This is a genomic window from Pseudovibrio sp. Ad5, from assembly GCF_001623095.1.
Taxonomy (GTDB): Bacteria; Pseudomonadota; Alphaproteobacteria; order Rhizobiales; family Stappiaceae; genus Pseudovibrio.
This window is the reverse complement of sequence record NZ_LMCH01000057.1, coordinates 288150-302188: the sequence shown is the minus strand read 5'-3', so window position 1 is coordinate 302188 and position 14039 is coordinate 288150. Positions and strand designations below refer to the sequence as shown.

Sequence of the window (14039 nt, the reverse complement as noted above, 5' to 3'; positions counted from 1 at the left end):
AGCCGAATCAATAAGTAACTCGTAGGTTGATCATGGCACTGCTTGAATGTTTTCTTGAGAACAGAAAGTACCGTGCATGTCCAGATATTTACCCATTACGATCGCTAGCCTTTCTTCCTTGCTGATTGCGTCTGATGCATTTGCCGGTGCTTTTGCTGTTCGTGAGCAATCTGCGTGGTATCAGGGGCTCTCCTTTGCGGGAAATGCAACTGTCTCTAAAAGCCTCTCCAGCATGTACTGGAACCCGGCGACCATGACTGGTCATGATGGGGTGCAGGTGGAAACTTCGCAGACATTTGTGTTCCCACGTGCAACGATTGATCTGGATACGGCGACGATTGATGCGCTGAGCATTCCTGTAACCGGCGTGCCATATTCCTCAGGTGACATTGGCGTGGATGCCTGGGTGCCAGCAGGATATGGCACTTGGAAGATTAATGACCGCCTTACTCTTGGCGTCAGTTCCAATGCACCTTATGGCTTTGAAACCAAACCTCAAATTGAATGGGCGGGGCAGGTCTATGCGCGGTCTTCCCGTGTGCTTTCTGTCAATGTTACGCCGATGGCGGCTTATGAAGTCACCGAAAAATTCTCTGTTGGGATTGGGTGGCAGCTTCAATATTTGCAAGTGAGGCTGAAGTCTGCGACGGGTGTTCCGCCAATTGCTGCGAATTCACCAACTGCGGAACTGCGCGGCGAAGACTACAATCTCGGATTTGGGGCAACCCTTGGAGCTCTTTTTAAGCCGTGGGAAGGCACTCAGCTTGGTATTGGGTATCGCTCGCCCATTGAGCACAACCTTAAGGGGCGGCTTGTGGTCGGTGGTGGCACGCCAACTCCAATTCGTTCCAACATCATTATGCCAGAGACTGTGACAGTTTCCTTCCAGCAGGTATTGAATGAGCGCTGGCGCGGAATGGGTACGTTTGAATGGACGCATTGGTCACGGTTTAGCACCTTCCCGGTGTTCAATCTGCAGGATCAGGTGGTTTCCGAGTTACCGTTCCAATACAACGACGGCTACTTCATCTCGCTTGGTACGGAGTATGATTTCACTCAGAACATCACTGGTCGGTTTGGGCTGGCTTATGAGTGGTCTCCAATCGACGAAGCGAACCGGACACCGCGACTGCCTGATTCAAACCGGTTCTGGCTGAGTGCCGGGGTGAGTTACTTCTACGAGGACTGGCTGGAAGTTGATTTTGGCTACTCGCATATCTTTCCAGAAAGCTCAAATATCAACATCAATCCGGACCACCCGTTCTATGAGGGCATTACCATTCAAGGGCCGGTCAACGACACCAATGTTGACATCATCAGCTTTGGTGCGCGTTTGAAGTTCTAAGGCTTTGCCGATGTCAGTTTGATTTGCCTCCCGGCAGTGTGACTGCGGGGAGGCTTTTCGTTTTTAAAAGGCGCTTGGGTAGAGACCGCCGTCGAGCAAGAGGTTTTGGCCTGTGATGTAGCCAGCATGGGCTGAGCACATGAAGGCGCAGGCTTTGCCGAATTCTTCCGGATTGCCGAGGCGCCTTGCAGGGATCTCTTCTGAAGACAGACGTTTGGCTTCTTCAATGGTGATGCCGGTCTGCTCTGCCTGACGCTCAAAGCCACCTTTCAGGCGGTCGGTGTCGAACTTGCCGGGCAGCACATTGTTGATGGTGACATTGTGCTGGGCGTATTGGCGGCAGACGCCTGCCAGGAATGCAGTAAGACCTGCACGGGCACCGCTGGACAGGTCCAGCCCTTCAAATGGCATCTTCACAGACATGGAGGTTATGTTGACGATGCGGCCAAAACGGCGCTCTGCCATGCCATCAATGACTGCTTTGATCAGTTCGATCGGGGTGATCATGTTCTGGATGACACCGTCCTGAATCGCCTGACGGTCCAGCTCTTTGAAGTCTTTGCGTGGCGGGCCGCCGTTGTTGTTGACGAGAATGTCCGGGTTTGGGCACGCTTTGAGAACGGCTTGCTGGCCTTCTGGTGAGGAGATATCTGCTGCCACGGGAATGACTGAGATGTTGTGTTGTGCTGCCAGTCCGCTCGCGATTTGGTCTAGTCGTTGCTCGTTGCGTCCGTTGATTACGAGATCGCACCCAGCCTCTGCCAGTGCTTTTGCTGTTCCCAAACCCAGCCCGCGGCTGGATGCGCAGACAATGGCTTTGCGCCCCTCAATACCCAAGTGCATTTCAACATCCTAATGAATCGGTGAATTGTGAAGGGCAGCCTACATTCTCAGAAAGGTTTGAGCCAGTCAGGATCAAGCTTAGCAAGCAAATAGAATATTCACTTGAATTGCAGGCACTTGATTTTCTCTCCCCTAATAAACGGGGAGTAATGTTACTTGAGGTTCAAGCAAGAAACTGACAGGTTTGAGTATATGTATCCTGTCATATTTGTTTCTTGTGAATCAATTTAAAGGAAAGAAGGTTTTCTTATTCCGGAGGCTTTGTGGTGACCGGGGATTCTACTAGTAAAAAATACAGAAGCTTGTTTTTGTCTGATGTGCATCTGGGCACACGCGGATGTCAGGCTGATCTCTTACTGGATTTTTTGAAGCAAAACGACGCTGACACGGTTTATCTTGTCGGCGACATTATTGACGGCTGGCGGCTGAAACGGTCGTGGTATTGGCCTCAACTGCATAATGATGTGGTGCAGAAGCTCTTGCGCAAAGGTCGCAAAGGGGCACGGATCGTTTACATTCCCGGCAATCATGATGAGTTCCTGCGGGACTTCTTCGGCATTCACTTTGGGGGTGTTGAGGTTGTTGATCAGGTTATTCATGAGGGGGCCAATGGCAAGAGGTATCTTGTCATTCACGGTGACCAGTTTGATGTGGTGGTGCGCCATGCAAAGTGGCTGGCCTTCTTTGGTGACTGGGCTTATGTGAGTGCGCTCAATCTCAATACAGTGCTGAATTATTGCCGTCGTAAGCTTGGGCTGACCTACTGGAGCCTTTCTGCGTGGGCGAAGCTGAAGGTAAAGAACGCCGTCAACTTCATTGGCAAGTTTGAGGAAACACTGGTCTCAGAAGCGCAGCGTCAGAAGGTGGATGGGGTGATCTGCGGTCATATCCATCATGCGGCTGATCATGAGACCAACGGTATCCATTACATCAACACTGGTGATTGGGTGGAGAGCTGCACTGCCGTTGCTGAGAACTTTGATGGAACGTTTGAGGTTATTCATTGGGGCGATGGCAAACGGGGCGAGAGTGAGTCTACCAGCGAGAGTTCTGATGGACGGGTGGCGGCATGAGCTCGATCCTGATTGTCACCGATGCGTGGAAGCCTCAGATCAACGGCGTTGTGCGGACGCTGGAGCGGCTTTCAGTTGAACTGCGCTCTATGGGTATTCGGGTTGAGTTCCTGACGCCGCAATCGTTCCATAGCATTCCGATGCCATCTTATGGCGAGATCCGGCTGAGCCTGACGCTGCCGCATATCGTGCGTGGGTTTATTGAGAAGTACGACTGCGACCATCTGCATATCGCGACCGAAGGACCGTTGGGCCTTATGGCACGGCAGGTGGCAAAGCGAGACGGGCGTGTCTTCACCACCAGTTATCACACGCGCTTTCCTGAGTATTTGCAGGCACGTTATCCGGTTCCGCTGTCCTTTAGCTATTCCTGGTTGCGCCGTTTTCATAACAGCGGGCAGGGGTGCATGGTTGCGACGAGTACATTGGAAGCTGACTTGCGCATGCGTGGGTTTGACAATCTGCTGCGATGGTCTCGCGGGGTGGATCATCAGCGGTTCCGGCCGATACGAACCAACCTGCTGGATTACCTGCCGGGGCCGCGATTTTTATATGTGGGACGTGTGGCGGTTGAGAAGAATATCGAGGCGTTTTTGCAGCTTTCTTTGCCGGGAACCAAAGTGGTTGTTGGCGGAGGCCCGCAGCTGGAGGAGCTCAAGGTTGCTTATCCGGAGGTGTTGTTTACCGGGCCTGTCGTCGGTGATGAGCTGATTGAGTATTATGCAAACTCGGATGTATTTGTGTTTCCGAGCCAGACCGACACGTTTGGCAATGTGCTGCTGGAAGCGCTTGCTTGCGGGACGCCGGTGGCGGCCTTTCCTGTGATGGGGCCGATTGATGTGATTGGCAACAGTGGGGCAGGTGTGCTGAAGAATGATCTTCAGTCGGCAGCGCTGGAAGCACTGGAGGTTTCGCGGGATCATTGCCGGGATGTTGCCCTGCGATTTACGTGGCGGGCAAGTGCCGAGCAGTTTCTAGCCAATGCTGAACATGCCTATGATCCTGCATTCACTGCAGGATTTCGGCAGGACCTGTATGCGGGCAAAGGCTCTGTTGGAAATCACCTGAATGGTTGAGTGGATCTCCTTGAGCTGTGATCAGAATATCTGAAACCCTCGTAGATTTGCGTGCTATACAGGGCGGCATATTGCTGTTGCCGAGGTTCTTATGGTTTTAGATGTTTCCAGTCCAGTCGAACTCACTTTTTCCGAAATTGAAAAAGCAAGAACAAGGCTGCAAGGCTATGCCAGCCTGACACCGCTTCTGAACTTTCCGGTGTTGGATGAGCAGGTGAATGGCCGTGTCTTTATTAAAGCCGAAAACCTGCAGCGCACCGGGTCTTTCAAGTTTCGAGGCGCGTTCAATCGCCTTTCCCTGATCCCGCAGGAACAGCGGCCCGCTGGTGTGGTTGCGTGTTCTTCCGGAAACCATGCGCAGGGCGTTGCAGCTGCTGCGAAGATCCTTGGTTTTCCGGCATTGATTGTGATGCCTGAGGATGCGCCTCAGCTGAAGATCCAGCGGACGAAAGCGCTGGGGGCGGAGGTTGTGCTTTACGATCGTGAGAGCGAGGACCGCGAGGCGATTGCCCGTGGTCTTTGTGAGGAGCGCGGTGCGACGTTCATCCACCCTTACAATGACAGTGGTGTGATTGTGGGACAGGGTACGACCGGGCTTGAAATTGCAGAGCAATGTGAAGTTCTGGGTGTCACACCTGATGTGTTGATCAGCTGTACAGGTGGCGGTGGTCTGACCAGCGGTATTGCGCTGGCGTTGGAAACCAGCCTGCCTGAGTGTCAGATTTACACGGCAGAGCCTGCTGGTTTTGATGATTATGCGCGCTCACTGGAAGCTGGGACACGTGTTCGCAATGCTGCTCTGGGCGGTTCTGTTTGTGATGCGGTGCTGACTGAAATGCCAGGGGATAAAGGCTTCTCAGTTTTGAGCAGGCGTCAGGCAAAAGGTTTGCGTGTCACAGATGACGAGGCGATGAAAGCGGTTGCCTTTGCTTATTTTGAGCTGAAACTGGTTGTTGAACCGGGCGCGGCTGTTGCTTTGGCTTCTGTGTTGTTTGGCAAGATTGACCTTGCCGGGAAGACGGCAGTGATCACGATCTCCGGCGGCAATGTGGATCCTGCCATCTTTGAGAAGGCATTGAAGCAGTACTCTGCAGAGAAAGCGCCTGCATAAGAAAAAAGCCGTTTGCACTGAAAAGGCGGCAAACGGCTTTCGAATTTCTGGTTTTAGGTCTTAATCACGAGAAGAGTGCGAGGCGCTCTCCTGTTGAGAGGTGATGGAGCGGGTCGGAATTGCTGCCTCTTGGGGAGGTGAGCGGAGGAGACTGCCCCTCGATCTCGATTGGTGCATCGTCCTGCTCTGTCGCGGTGTCCGTTTCGACTGGCGTGTCGTCGTTGGTGACGATGAGGTCGTCGTCCTCGATCAACGCGACCTGAGGCGTTTCAACAGCGTTCAGCTCGTCTTCCACATCATCAAGCTCAAAGATTTCAGCAGGTTCCTCGGCAGGCTCTTCTGCTTTGTCCTCTTCTTGATGGGCTGCTTCTGCTCGTGTCTCAGCAGCAAACTGAACGACGTTTTCGTTCAGTGCTTCTTCGGTCGAGGCAGGTGTTGCATCAAACATGGCGTCAATGTCAGCCTGATCAACGCCTGCACCATCCATTTGCGGGCCGTTGAGCAAGTGGGCGTCCGGGCGCTTGTCTATATGACGATCATCTTCATCACGTGGCTCATCTAAATTGATTTCCGGGCGATCTTCATCAGCCAAGTTTACACCCCAGATGCGGATCATCTTGGAGATGCGGCCTTCAAGGTAATGAAGGGCCTTCACCACTTTGTTGATGCGCTGCCCTGTCAGATCCTGGAAGGAACATGCCATTAGAATTTCCATGGCCATTTCTTCAATGGCATCGCATGGGGCATCTTCTGCGCCGGACGCACGGAGCTTGTCCACCAAATCCTGAATAGCTTCGGAGGACTCCAAAATGACCTGTGTTGCGCTTTCTGTGGATGTGACGATTGCATCTAGCTCGTCAGAAGCGGCTGAAAAGCGATTATTGTCGGCATTTTCCAGCTTGATCTTTGAGATTTCGTCCTTCGTTCGCTCAATTGCCTCATACATTTCATAGGTGTGCAGGCGATATGTTTCCATCTCAGATGGCAGTTCGCGCTCAACCAATGTTTTTTCAAGTCGTCGAACAGCTTCCAGAAGGTCTGCTGTTTCGGCGGATCTGTTTAGTGTGAGGTGATCATGAAGGAAAGCACGGCCTCTATCAGTCTCAGAGAGTGCGCTTTTGATGGCATCAAATTCCTCGGGGCTCAAAAGGACCTTTCGGTTGTTGCCAGCCATAAGTGGCTCCTTCATAACTAACTAAGATAATACTACAAGTTTATATAACAGATTCTACGGCTAATAATTGGTTTACATTGATTTGGATAGTCCCTATTAGCACAAGTGATAGGAGTATCCCTTCCCATCCACTTCCTCGGGTACTCTCCACCCCCATTTGTAGTGTTTTCCAATGACTATGCCCAGAAGAACTTCCTCATTAGGGAAAGCCAGTAACCTATTCTGGATTGCAACAGGCGTGAGTGGTTTGTTTGCAGCGTTTAATTTCGCAAACGCTTTCTTTCTTGCGTACTTTCCGCTTTTTTTGGAGGATATTAGCTTTACACCCGTGCAGATCGCATTGGTGATTGCCTTGCCAAATATCGTCCGCATCTTTGCAACTCCGTTGATGACGAGCATCTCGGATCGTGCGGGGCGCAGGCGTCATTCCATGGCGCTGTTCAGTGTTATCGCGCTGATCTCCTTTTGGATTCTGATCTACTCCAGTGACTATTGGACTGTCATTGGACTGGTTGTTTTCCTCTCCATTTTCTACACGCCTATTCAGCCGCTGCAGGATGCATATGCCTATGAAACTGTGAGCACTCTTGGCCTGAATTACGGGCCGATGCGATCATGGGGATCGATTGCGTTTGTGGTCGCGACGCTGATTGGTGGTTGGTATCTGACATTTGGTGAGCCTGCTGAACTGCTTTTCCTGACTGTGGGCAGTCTGGGTTTGCTGGCGCTGCTTGCTGTGCTGTTGCCGGGTATGCCTTCAGAAAGCCGCAGCTCAAGCAAAGAAAGTGTTTGGGCCGCCGAAGAATTGCGCGATCCGCAGTTCCTGCTTGTGGTTTTGTCTGGTGGTTTGCTGCTGGGTAGCTTCTCAGCGCTTTATGCCTTCGCCAGCATCTTCTGGCTGTCTGTAGGCATCAGCGATGCGATGGTCGGTGGATTGTGGGCGATCGGTACTCTGGCAGAGATTGGAATTTTTGTTTGGGGCTCCTTCTTTATGCGTCACCTGGGAGCCTGGGGGTTGATGGTCACGGGTGGTGTTGCGAGCATCATTCGCTGGATGCTGTTCCCTTATGCAACAGAGACGTGGTCCGCTGTTTTGCTTCAGCTGTTGCACGCAGGTAGCTTTGGGATGGTGTTTTTGGGCATGGTTGCCTACACATCTAAACTGGTATCAAGCAAACGCCTTGGCACGGCTCAGGGGCTGACACAAACAGCCTTTGGTGTGGTGATGGGCGTGAGCGGAATTGCCAGCGGCTGGCTCTATGCGATTGAACAAGCCTATGCCTTCTATCTGATGGCGGGGATCTGCTGTGTCGGTGTGCTGACGCTTATGCTGGTGACCAAACGCGTTTAAAAAACAAGGCGGCCTCGATGTGAGAGCCGCCTTTTTTATGCTTGTGATTAGCCCCAAAGTTGCGGGGACGGCGGGTGCATCAGGCTGCCTTCAAACTGGATTGCGTGCTCGCGATCCTTGGCAAGCAATAGAGGGCCGTCCAAATCAACAAACTCTGCGTTTTGCGCCAGCAGCATGGCAGGGGCCATGGCGAGAGATGTGGCGAGCATGCAGCCGACCATAATGACATAGTCCATCTCTTCTGCTTTGCGCAGCAGCTTCAGCCCTTCAGTGAGACCGCCGGTTTTATCGATCTTGATGTTGATGGCTGAGTAGCGATTGCGCAGGCTTTCCAGATCTGCAGAGGTGTGGAGGCTTTCATCCGCGCAGATCGGGATGAGGTGTTCCACTTCTGCCAGAATGCCATCTTTGCCCGCTGGCAAAGGCTGTTCCACCAGCCCAACACCTGCCTGCTGACAGGCCTTGATGTTGGCTTCCAGATTATCTTCTGACCAACCTTCGTTGGCATCCACAATGAGCTTGCTGTTTGGGGCTGCCTGTCTGACGGCAGCGATGCGTTCAACATCACCATCGCCAGCCAATTTGACTTTGAGGAGAGGGCGGCTGGCCGCTTTTGCAGCGTCTGTCGCCATCTTCTCCGGTGTGCCGACGGAGATGGTGTAGGCGGTTTCCAGAATGCGCTGGGACTTGATGCCCACCAGTTCAGCTACAGTGGCACTCTGGCGTTTGGCCGTCAGGTCCCACAGGGCGCAGTCCACTGCGTTGCGGGCGGCACCTGCGGGCATTAGGCCTTGTAGTTCCTCAATGGAGACATCAGCTTCTATTGCTCCACGCACTGCTTCGATTTGAGCGGTGACGCTCTCAACGCTTTCGCCGTACCGCGGATAAGGAACGCATTCGCCACGGCCTGTGTGGCCGTCCTGTGTGAGTGTGGCGGTGAGGACGTTTACTTCCGTGCGCGAACCGCGGGCAATGGTAAAGCTTCCCGCAATTGGGAATGTTTCAGCTTCAATAGACAGGCGACAGGTCAAACCAGTTTAAACTCCGCGCAAATATGATCAATGATTGGATCGGTCCCAAAGCGGACAGGATCAGTTGCGGGCAGTTTATGCGCTTCCCCCAGCTCTTCAATCAGGTTTTTTGCATGATTTTCAGAAAGCATCATGGTGTTGATGGCTAAACCGACACAGCGGATGTCCGGATTGGTAAGGCGGCCCAGTTGTATTGTCAGGTCAATGACGTCCTGAATGGATGGAATAGGTGCTGACACACCACGCATGGTGGAGCGGGTTGGCTCATGACACACAACAAACGTATCTGGCTGAGAGCCGTGGAGCAGGCCGAGGGAGACACCGGCGAAAGACGGGTGATGCAGGGCTCCTTGACCTTCAATCACATCCCAGTGGTTGTCTTTGGTGGCCGGGCTGATGTGTTCTGCCGCACCTGAGATGAAGTCCGAGACCACAGAGTCGATGGCAACGCCGCGTTCGGCAATAAGGATACCTGTCTGGCCGGTTGCGCAAAAGTCAGAGCTGATGTTGCGGTCAGCCAGCCCTTTTTGCAGAGCAAGAGCGCTGTATTTCTTGCCAACGGAGCAGTCGGTGCCAACGGTCAGCAAGCGCTTTCCGGAGCGCTTTTCGCCTTTGCCAGTTGGGAACGTGAGGTCCGTAAAACGCAGGTCGTGAAGCTTGCGCTTGTTCTTAGCTGCAGCCTTGGCAATGGCTGGGATGCTTGCCAGCTCGATATGCAGGCCTGCTGCGATGTCGAGGCCATGGTTGAGAGCGTCGACAATGGTTGCAATCCAGTGATCTGGCAGGACGCCACCGGCATTTACGCAGCCGATGACCATGGTCTTTGCACCTGCCTCGATGGCATCAGCAAGACTCATTTCTGACAGGGTCGTGTGGGCTTTGCAGCCCGGGAGTGTAATTTGGCCAAGGCACCATTCTGGTCGCCAATCAAGTACGCCATGGGCAGTTTTTGCTGCCAGCTCGTCTTTTACGTCCCCAAGAAATAATAGATATGGCTTAGAAATAGACATAATTTTTTCCGTTGTACTTGTGGCTGAATGAGGATTACTAGACGACACACTACAGAAACCTGTATAGGATCAATAGGATTTTTGGATTATAGGGCGCAGGGTCCCGTGATGAAGCTGACTGATAAAATGGATGCGCCGGACCTGGTAACTGCTGAAGACGGGGCGTTACTTTTGCTTACGGCTTCCGGTGCCTGGGGTATCCGGCAGGGATCTACTTGCGAAAAACTCATCAATCAAGCTGCGTCCAGACTGCGCCATTCCGTAATTTGCGTGGATTTAAAGGCGGTTAGTTTTCTTGATACGGCTGGTGCCTGGTTGCTGCAGCGGTTCCAAATGGAGCAAGCCGAACAGGGGCGAGAGGTCAAGTTCATCTATGAAGATGAGCGTTTTGACATCCTGCTGAAGGAAGTTGACCGGCAAGACGTCGACAATCCCACCGAAGAACACTCTGGTAACTCTTTCGTCAATTATCTGGAAGCCGTGGGCGAGGCGACACGCCAGCTGGGCCGTGATACGCGCGATATTCTGGCCATGCTGGGTGGGTTGACCGCGACGATCACCGCCGCCGCGACGCATCCAAGCCGGTTGAGGCCTATTTCCATCGGCGTTCAGTTTCAGCGCTCGTGCATGGGTGCGGTTCCGATTGTGTGCCTGATGAGCTTTCTGATCGGCGGAATTATTGCGCAGCAGGGCGGGTTTTATCTGAAGCAGTTTGGTGCTGAGATCTTTGTGGTGGATCTCTCCGGCATTCTGGTTCTGCGCGAGATTGGCGTTATTCTGACAGCCATTATGGTGGCTGGACGATCCGGTTCTGCTTACACGGCAGAGCTTGGTTCCATGAAGATGCAGGAAGAGATTGATGCGCTTCAGGTGACCGGTCTGCGGGTGACCGAAGTGCTGATCCTGCCGCGTTTGGTGGCGCTGATGATCGCGCTTCCGATCCTCGTGTTTCTAGCGAACATCGCGGCGTTGTTTGGGGCGGGGCTGACCTGTTGGTGGTATCTGGGCATTGTACCTCATTCCTTCATTGCACAACTGCAGGCGGCTGTTACTGTTGACACATTGATGGTTGGCATTGTGAAAGCGCCGTTTATGGCCCTGATCATCGGGCTTATCGCGTGTATGGAAGGTATGAAAGTTGAGGGCTCTTCAGAGTCACTTGGGCGTCATACGACTGTTTCTGTTGTGAAAGCTATATTTATGGTCATCGTGGTGGATGGAGTTTTTGCTGTGTTCTTCGCGTCTATCGGGTTTTAACCAGTATGGGACAAGGACAATCAGGACCGGTGAACGGATTGGGCTCAGGTCATCGTGCGGTTGATGATCGGGAGATTTTGCTTCGGGTGCGCGATGTTACGGTCGGCTTTGGAAGCAAACTGGTTCTTGAGAACCTGAACATGGATGTTTACCGCGGTGAAGTGCTTGGCTTTGTTGGTGCGTCTGGTATGGGCAAATCCGTGCTCATGCGTGCTGTGCTGGGGCTGACGCCGCGACGGTCCGGTTCCATTGAGGTGTTCGGGCAGGATTTTGACGAAGCAACTGATGCCATGCGCCGTGAGATTGAGCAGCGCTGGGGGGTGTTGTTCCAGCAGGGAGCATTGTTCTCCTCTCTCACTGTGAAGCAGAATATTCAGGTGCCGATGCGTGAGCACCTGAAGCTGTCGCCGCGTTTGCGGGATGAACTGGCTTTGCTGAAGATTGAGATGGTCGGGCTGCCTTTGGATGCGGCTGACAAGCTGCCCTCCGAGCTTTCTGGCGGCATGATCAAAAGGGCTGCTCTGGCCCGGTCCTTGTCGCTGGACCCTGACTTATTGTTCCTGGATGAACCCACTTCTGGTCTTGATCCGATCGGGGCGGCTGATTTTGATGATCTTATTGTAAAACTGAAAGAAACTCTGGGGCTTACGGTTTACATGGTGACCCATGATCTGGATAGTCTGCATAGTATTTGTGACCGTATTGCCGTTTTGGGCGAACGCAGGGTTCTGGTTGAAGGAACCATTGAGCAAATGATGCAGGTGGAGCACCCTTGGGTTAAGTCCTATTTCCGCGGGGCACGTGCCCTCAAACGGGTGTGAGGAGGATGCATGGAAACCCGCGCAAATAATATCGCTATTGGTGCATTCGTTCTAACTGTTGTTGGCATCGCCTTCCTGTTTACGTTCTGGCTGTTGAGTGCGGGTGACCGCTCAAGCCGTCGTGATATCAAAATCATTTTCCCCGGTGCTGTGACGGGTCTGCCGATTGGCGGTCAGGTGCTGTTTAACGGCATCAAGATCGGCGATGTGAGTGCGCTGACGTACGATCCTGAAAACCCTAAGCTTGTTGTTGCGATTGTGCGCGTTGATGCCAATGCTCCGCTGCGCCGTGACACTGTTGCGTCTCTTGGGTTTACCGGACTGACAGGCGTGGCTTATGTGGATCTGTCCGGCGGATCATCTGACAGTCCGGCACTGTTCTCCAAAGCAGCTGATACTATTCCGGTCATGTATGCACGCAGGTCCCAGTTTGAGGATTTGCTGGAAGGTGCCAAAGACATCATGCGCAAGGCAGATTCCACGCTGGCGCATATTGATGAGCTGGTGATGACTGCGCGGCCTGAAGTGGAAAAGACCATAAAGAACGTAGAGGTCTTTACCCAAGCGCTGGCAAACAATGCCAAGGGCGTTGATGATTTTCTTGCTGGTGTAACTGAGACAAGTAAAGCGCTGACGGGGCTCTCGGGCCGGATTGGCAAACTGGTTGATCGCGGTGAAGACCTGCTGGCGAATGTCCCCCCGGACAAACTGGGTGAGATCGTCACCAATGTTGAGGCCATGACCAAGAAACTGTCTGCCTCTGCAGACGGTGTTGGTGACATCATTGCCAACGGTAAGCTGGCCTCTGATCAGCTGGTGAACTTTACGACAGAGCTTTCCGATGAACTTGATCAGATTGAAGCTGTGATTGGAGCCGTCAAGCCTGAAGAGGTTGAGCGCATTTTGAAAGGTGCGTCTGATCTTGGTGGTGTGCTGACTGAGCGTCGCGGTGATATCAACACCATGCTTTCCTCTGCTTCTGTTGTTGCTGAAAACGCGCGGCAGCTGACTGTTGAACTGACCAAGAATAAAGACGCCATCGACCGTATCGTGAAGAATGCTGAGACGGCCTCCAACGAGATTGTGCTGACCACGAAGAATGCAAACCGTATCCTGAGTATGGTGAAGTCCGAGCAGGTCGGTAATATCGTGACCTCGGTTGAGACGGTGACCAAAACGCTTTCTGACAAAAATCAGGTGATCGCAAAAGTTATTGATGATGCAGGTGCTGCCACAGCGAACATTCGTGAAGTGAGCAATACCATTGCCGGTCGCAATAAAGAGATCGACAGTGTGATCGTTTCGGCCCGTGAAGTTGGAACGAACCTGAGCGCTGCCTCTGATCAGCTGAGTGAGACCATGGACAATGCGAATTCTTTGATCTCCAACACCAACGGTATTGTGGAAGCCATCGACCCTGCGAAAGTCTCCAATATTGTTGCTTCGGCTGACAAGGTGGCGACCACTCTTGCTGAGAAGACGCCTGACCTTGCTAAAGCAATTGATGAAATCCAGAATGCTGCAAAATCCGTCAATGACATGACCATGGAACTGAAGAAGAAGGTGCCGGACGTCGACAAAGTGATTGACCAGGCGAAGAGCATTGCGACAAACCTGAACGCTGCCTCCGTTCGTGTGAACACGATTTTGGAGAAAGTAGACGGTATGGTTTCAGCTGATGGGCAAGGCTTTATCAAGGAAGCGACTGAGGCTGCGGCCTCCATCCGCAAGGTTGCAGATGCGTTTGCCTTGCGGGCGGAGCCAATCTCTGCTGCCCTGTTGAAACTGAGTCAGCAAGGCGGACAGGACTTTACTGCAGCAATGCAGCAGTTAAACCAGACACTTATTGAAATTCGACGTGCTGTGAACAATTTCGACCGTAACCCAAATCGTGTGATTTTCGGCGGATCGGACACACCTGTCTTTAATGGTGCGCAGCGGCGTTGA

12 protein-coding genes are annotated in these 14039 nt (G+C 52.7%); 8 read left to right on the top strand and 4 right to left on the bottom strand.

Annotation, left to right across the window (positions count from 1 at the left end; genetic code table 11):
• Positions 1–76: 76 nt before the first annotated feature.
• On the top strand, positions 77–1345 hold the full coding sequence (locus PsAD5_RS16140) for an OmpP1/FadL family transporter (RefSeq protein WP_063292803.1): 1269 nt from the start codon (positions 77–79) through the stop codon (positions 1343–1345).
• A 63-nt stretch (positions 1346–1408) separates the two neighbouring features.
• Here PsAD5_RS16140 and PsAD5_RS16135 read toward each other — a convergent pair whose 3' ends face one another.
• Complete coding sequence (locus tag PsAD5_RS16135) at positions 1409–2188, bottom strand: SDR family oxidoreductase (RefSeq protein ID WP_063292802.1); 780 nt, start codon at positions 2186–2188, stop codon at positions 1409–1411.
• A 263-nt stretch (positions 2189–2451) separates the two neighbouring features.
• Here PsAD5_RS16135 and PsAD5_RS16130 point away from each other — a divergent pair, with 263 nt between their 5' ends.
• The 3 genes from PsAD5_RS16130 to PsAD5_RS16120 all read left to right on the top strand — a co-directional run bounded on the left by PsAD5_RS16130 (position 2452) and on the right by PsAD5_RS16120 (position 5448).
• Complete coding sequence (locus tag PsAD5_RS16130; RefSeq protein WP_063292801.1) at positions 2452–3261, top strand: UDP-2,3-diacylglucosamine diphosphatase; 810 nt, start codon at positions 2452–2454, stop codon at positions 3259–3261.
• Entirely contained in the window at positions 3258–4337 is a 1080-nt protein-coding gene (locus tag PsAD5_RS16125) for a glycosyltransferase family 4 protein (protein WP_063289636.1), read from the top strand. The genes PsAD5_RS16130 and PsAD5_RS16125 overlap by 4 nt, the downstream gene beginning before the upstream one ends.
• 91 nt (positions 4338–4428) lie before the next feature.
• A complete protein-coding gene (locus PsAD5_RS16120) occupies positions 4429–5448 on the top strand; it encodes a threonine ammonia-lyase (RefSeq protein ID WP_063289635.1) in 1020 nt (339 codons plus the stop codon).
• Between the two features lie 64 nt (positions 5449–5512).
• On the opposite strand, the gene PsAD5_RS16115 is transcribed toward PsAD5_RS16120, so the two are convergent.
• Positions 5513–6622 (bottom strand): protein phosphatase CheZ, encoded by a 1110-nt coding sequence (locus PsAD5_RS16115; protein WP_208986853.1) that lies wholly within the window; start codon positions 6620–6622, stop codon positions 5513–5515.
• Between the two features lie 172 nt (positions 6623–6794).
• Here PsAD5_RS16115 and PsAD5_RS16105 point away from each other — a divergent pair, with 172 nt between their 5' ends.
• A complete protein-coding gene (locus PsAD5_RS16105; protein WP_342585862.1) occupies positions 6795–7973 on the top strand; it encodes an MFS transporter in 1179 nt (392 codons plus the stop codon).
• Between the two features lie 47 nt (positions 7974–8020).
• Here the strand turns inward: PsAD5_RS16105 and dgcA are convergent, their stop codons facing one another.
• Both dgcA and dgcN read right to left on the bottom strand, forming a co-directional pair.
• Positions 8021–9004, bottom strand: a complete 984-nt coding sequence (dgcA, locus tag PsAD5_RS16100; protein WP_063289631.1) for an N-acetyl-D-Glu racemase DgcA — start codon at positions 9002–9004, stop codon at positions 8021–8023.
• Positions 9001–10014 (bottom strand): N-acetyltransferase DgcN, encoded by a 1014-nt coding sequence (gene dgcN, locus PsAD5_RS16095; RefSeq protein WP_063289630.1) that lies wholly within the window; start codon positions 10012–10014, stop codon positions 9001–9003. The genes dgcA and dgcN overlap by 4 nt, the downstream gene beginning before the upstream one ends.
• A 108-nt stretch (positions 10015–10122) precedes the next feature.
• Here dgcN and PsAD5_RS16090 point away from each other — a divergent pair, with 108 nt between their 5' ends.
• From PsAD5_RS16090 to PsAD5_RS16080, 3 genes are read left to right on the top strand one after another with little or no spacing between them, the layout of a single operon-like run.
• On the top strand, positions 10123–11271 hold the full coding sequence (locus PsAD5_RS16090) for an MlaE family ABC transporter permease (protein WP_057462652.1): 1149 nt from the start codon (positions 10123–10125) through the stop codon (positions 11269–11271).
• A 5-nt stretch (positions 11272–11276) separates the two neighbouring features.
• Complete coding sequence (locus PsAD5_RS16085) at positions 11277–12092, top strand: ABC transporter ATP-binding protein (RefSeq protein WP_063289629.1); 816 nt, start codon at positions 11277–11279, stop codon at positions 12090–12092.
• A gap of 9 nt (positions 12093–12101) precedes the next feature.
• Positions 12102–14039 carry an MlaD family protein gene (locus tag PsAD5_RS16080; RefSeq protein ID WP_057462650.1) on the top strand — a complete coding sequence of 646 codons (1938 nt, stop codon included), beginning with the start codon at positions 12102–12104 and terminating at the stop codon, positions 14037–14039.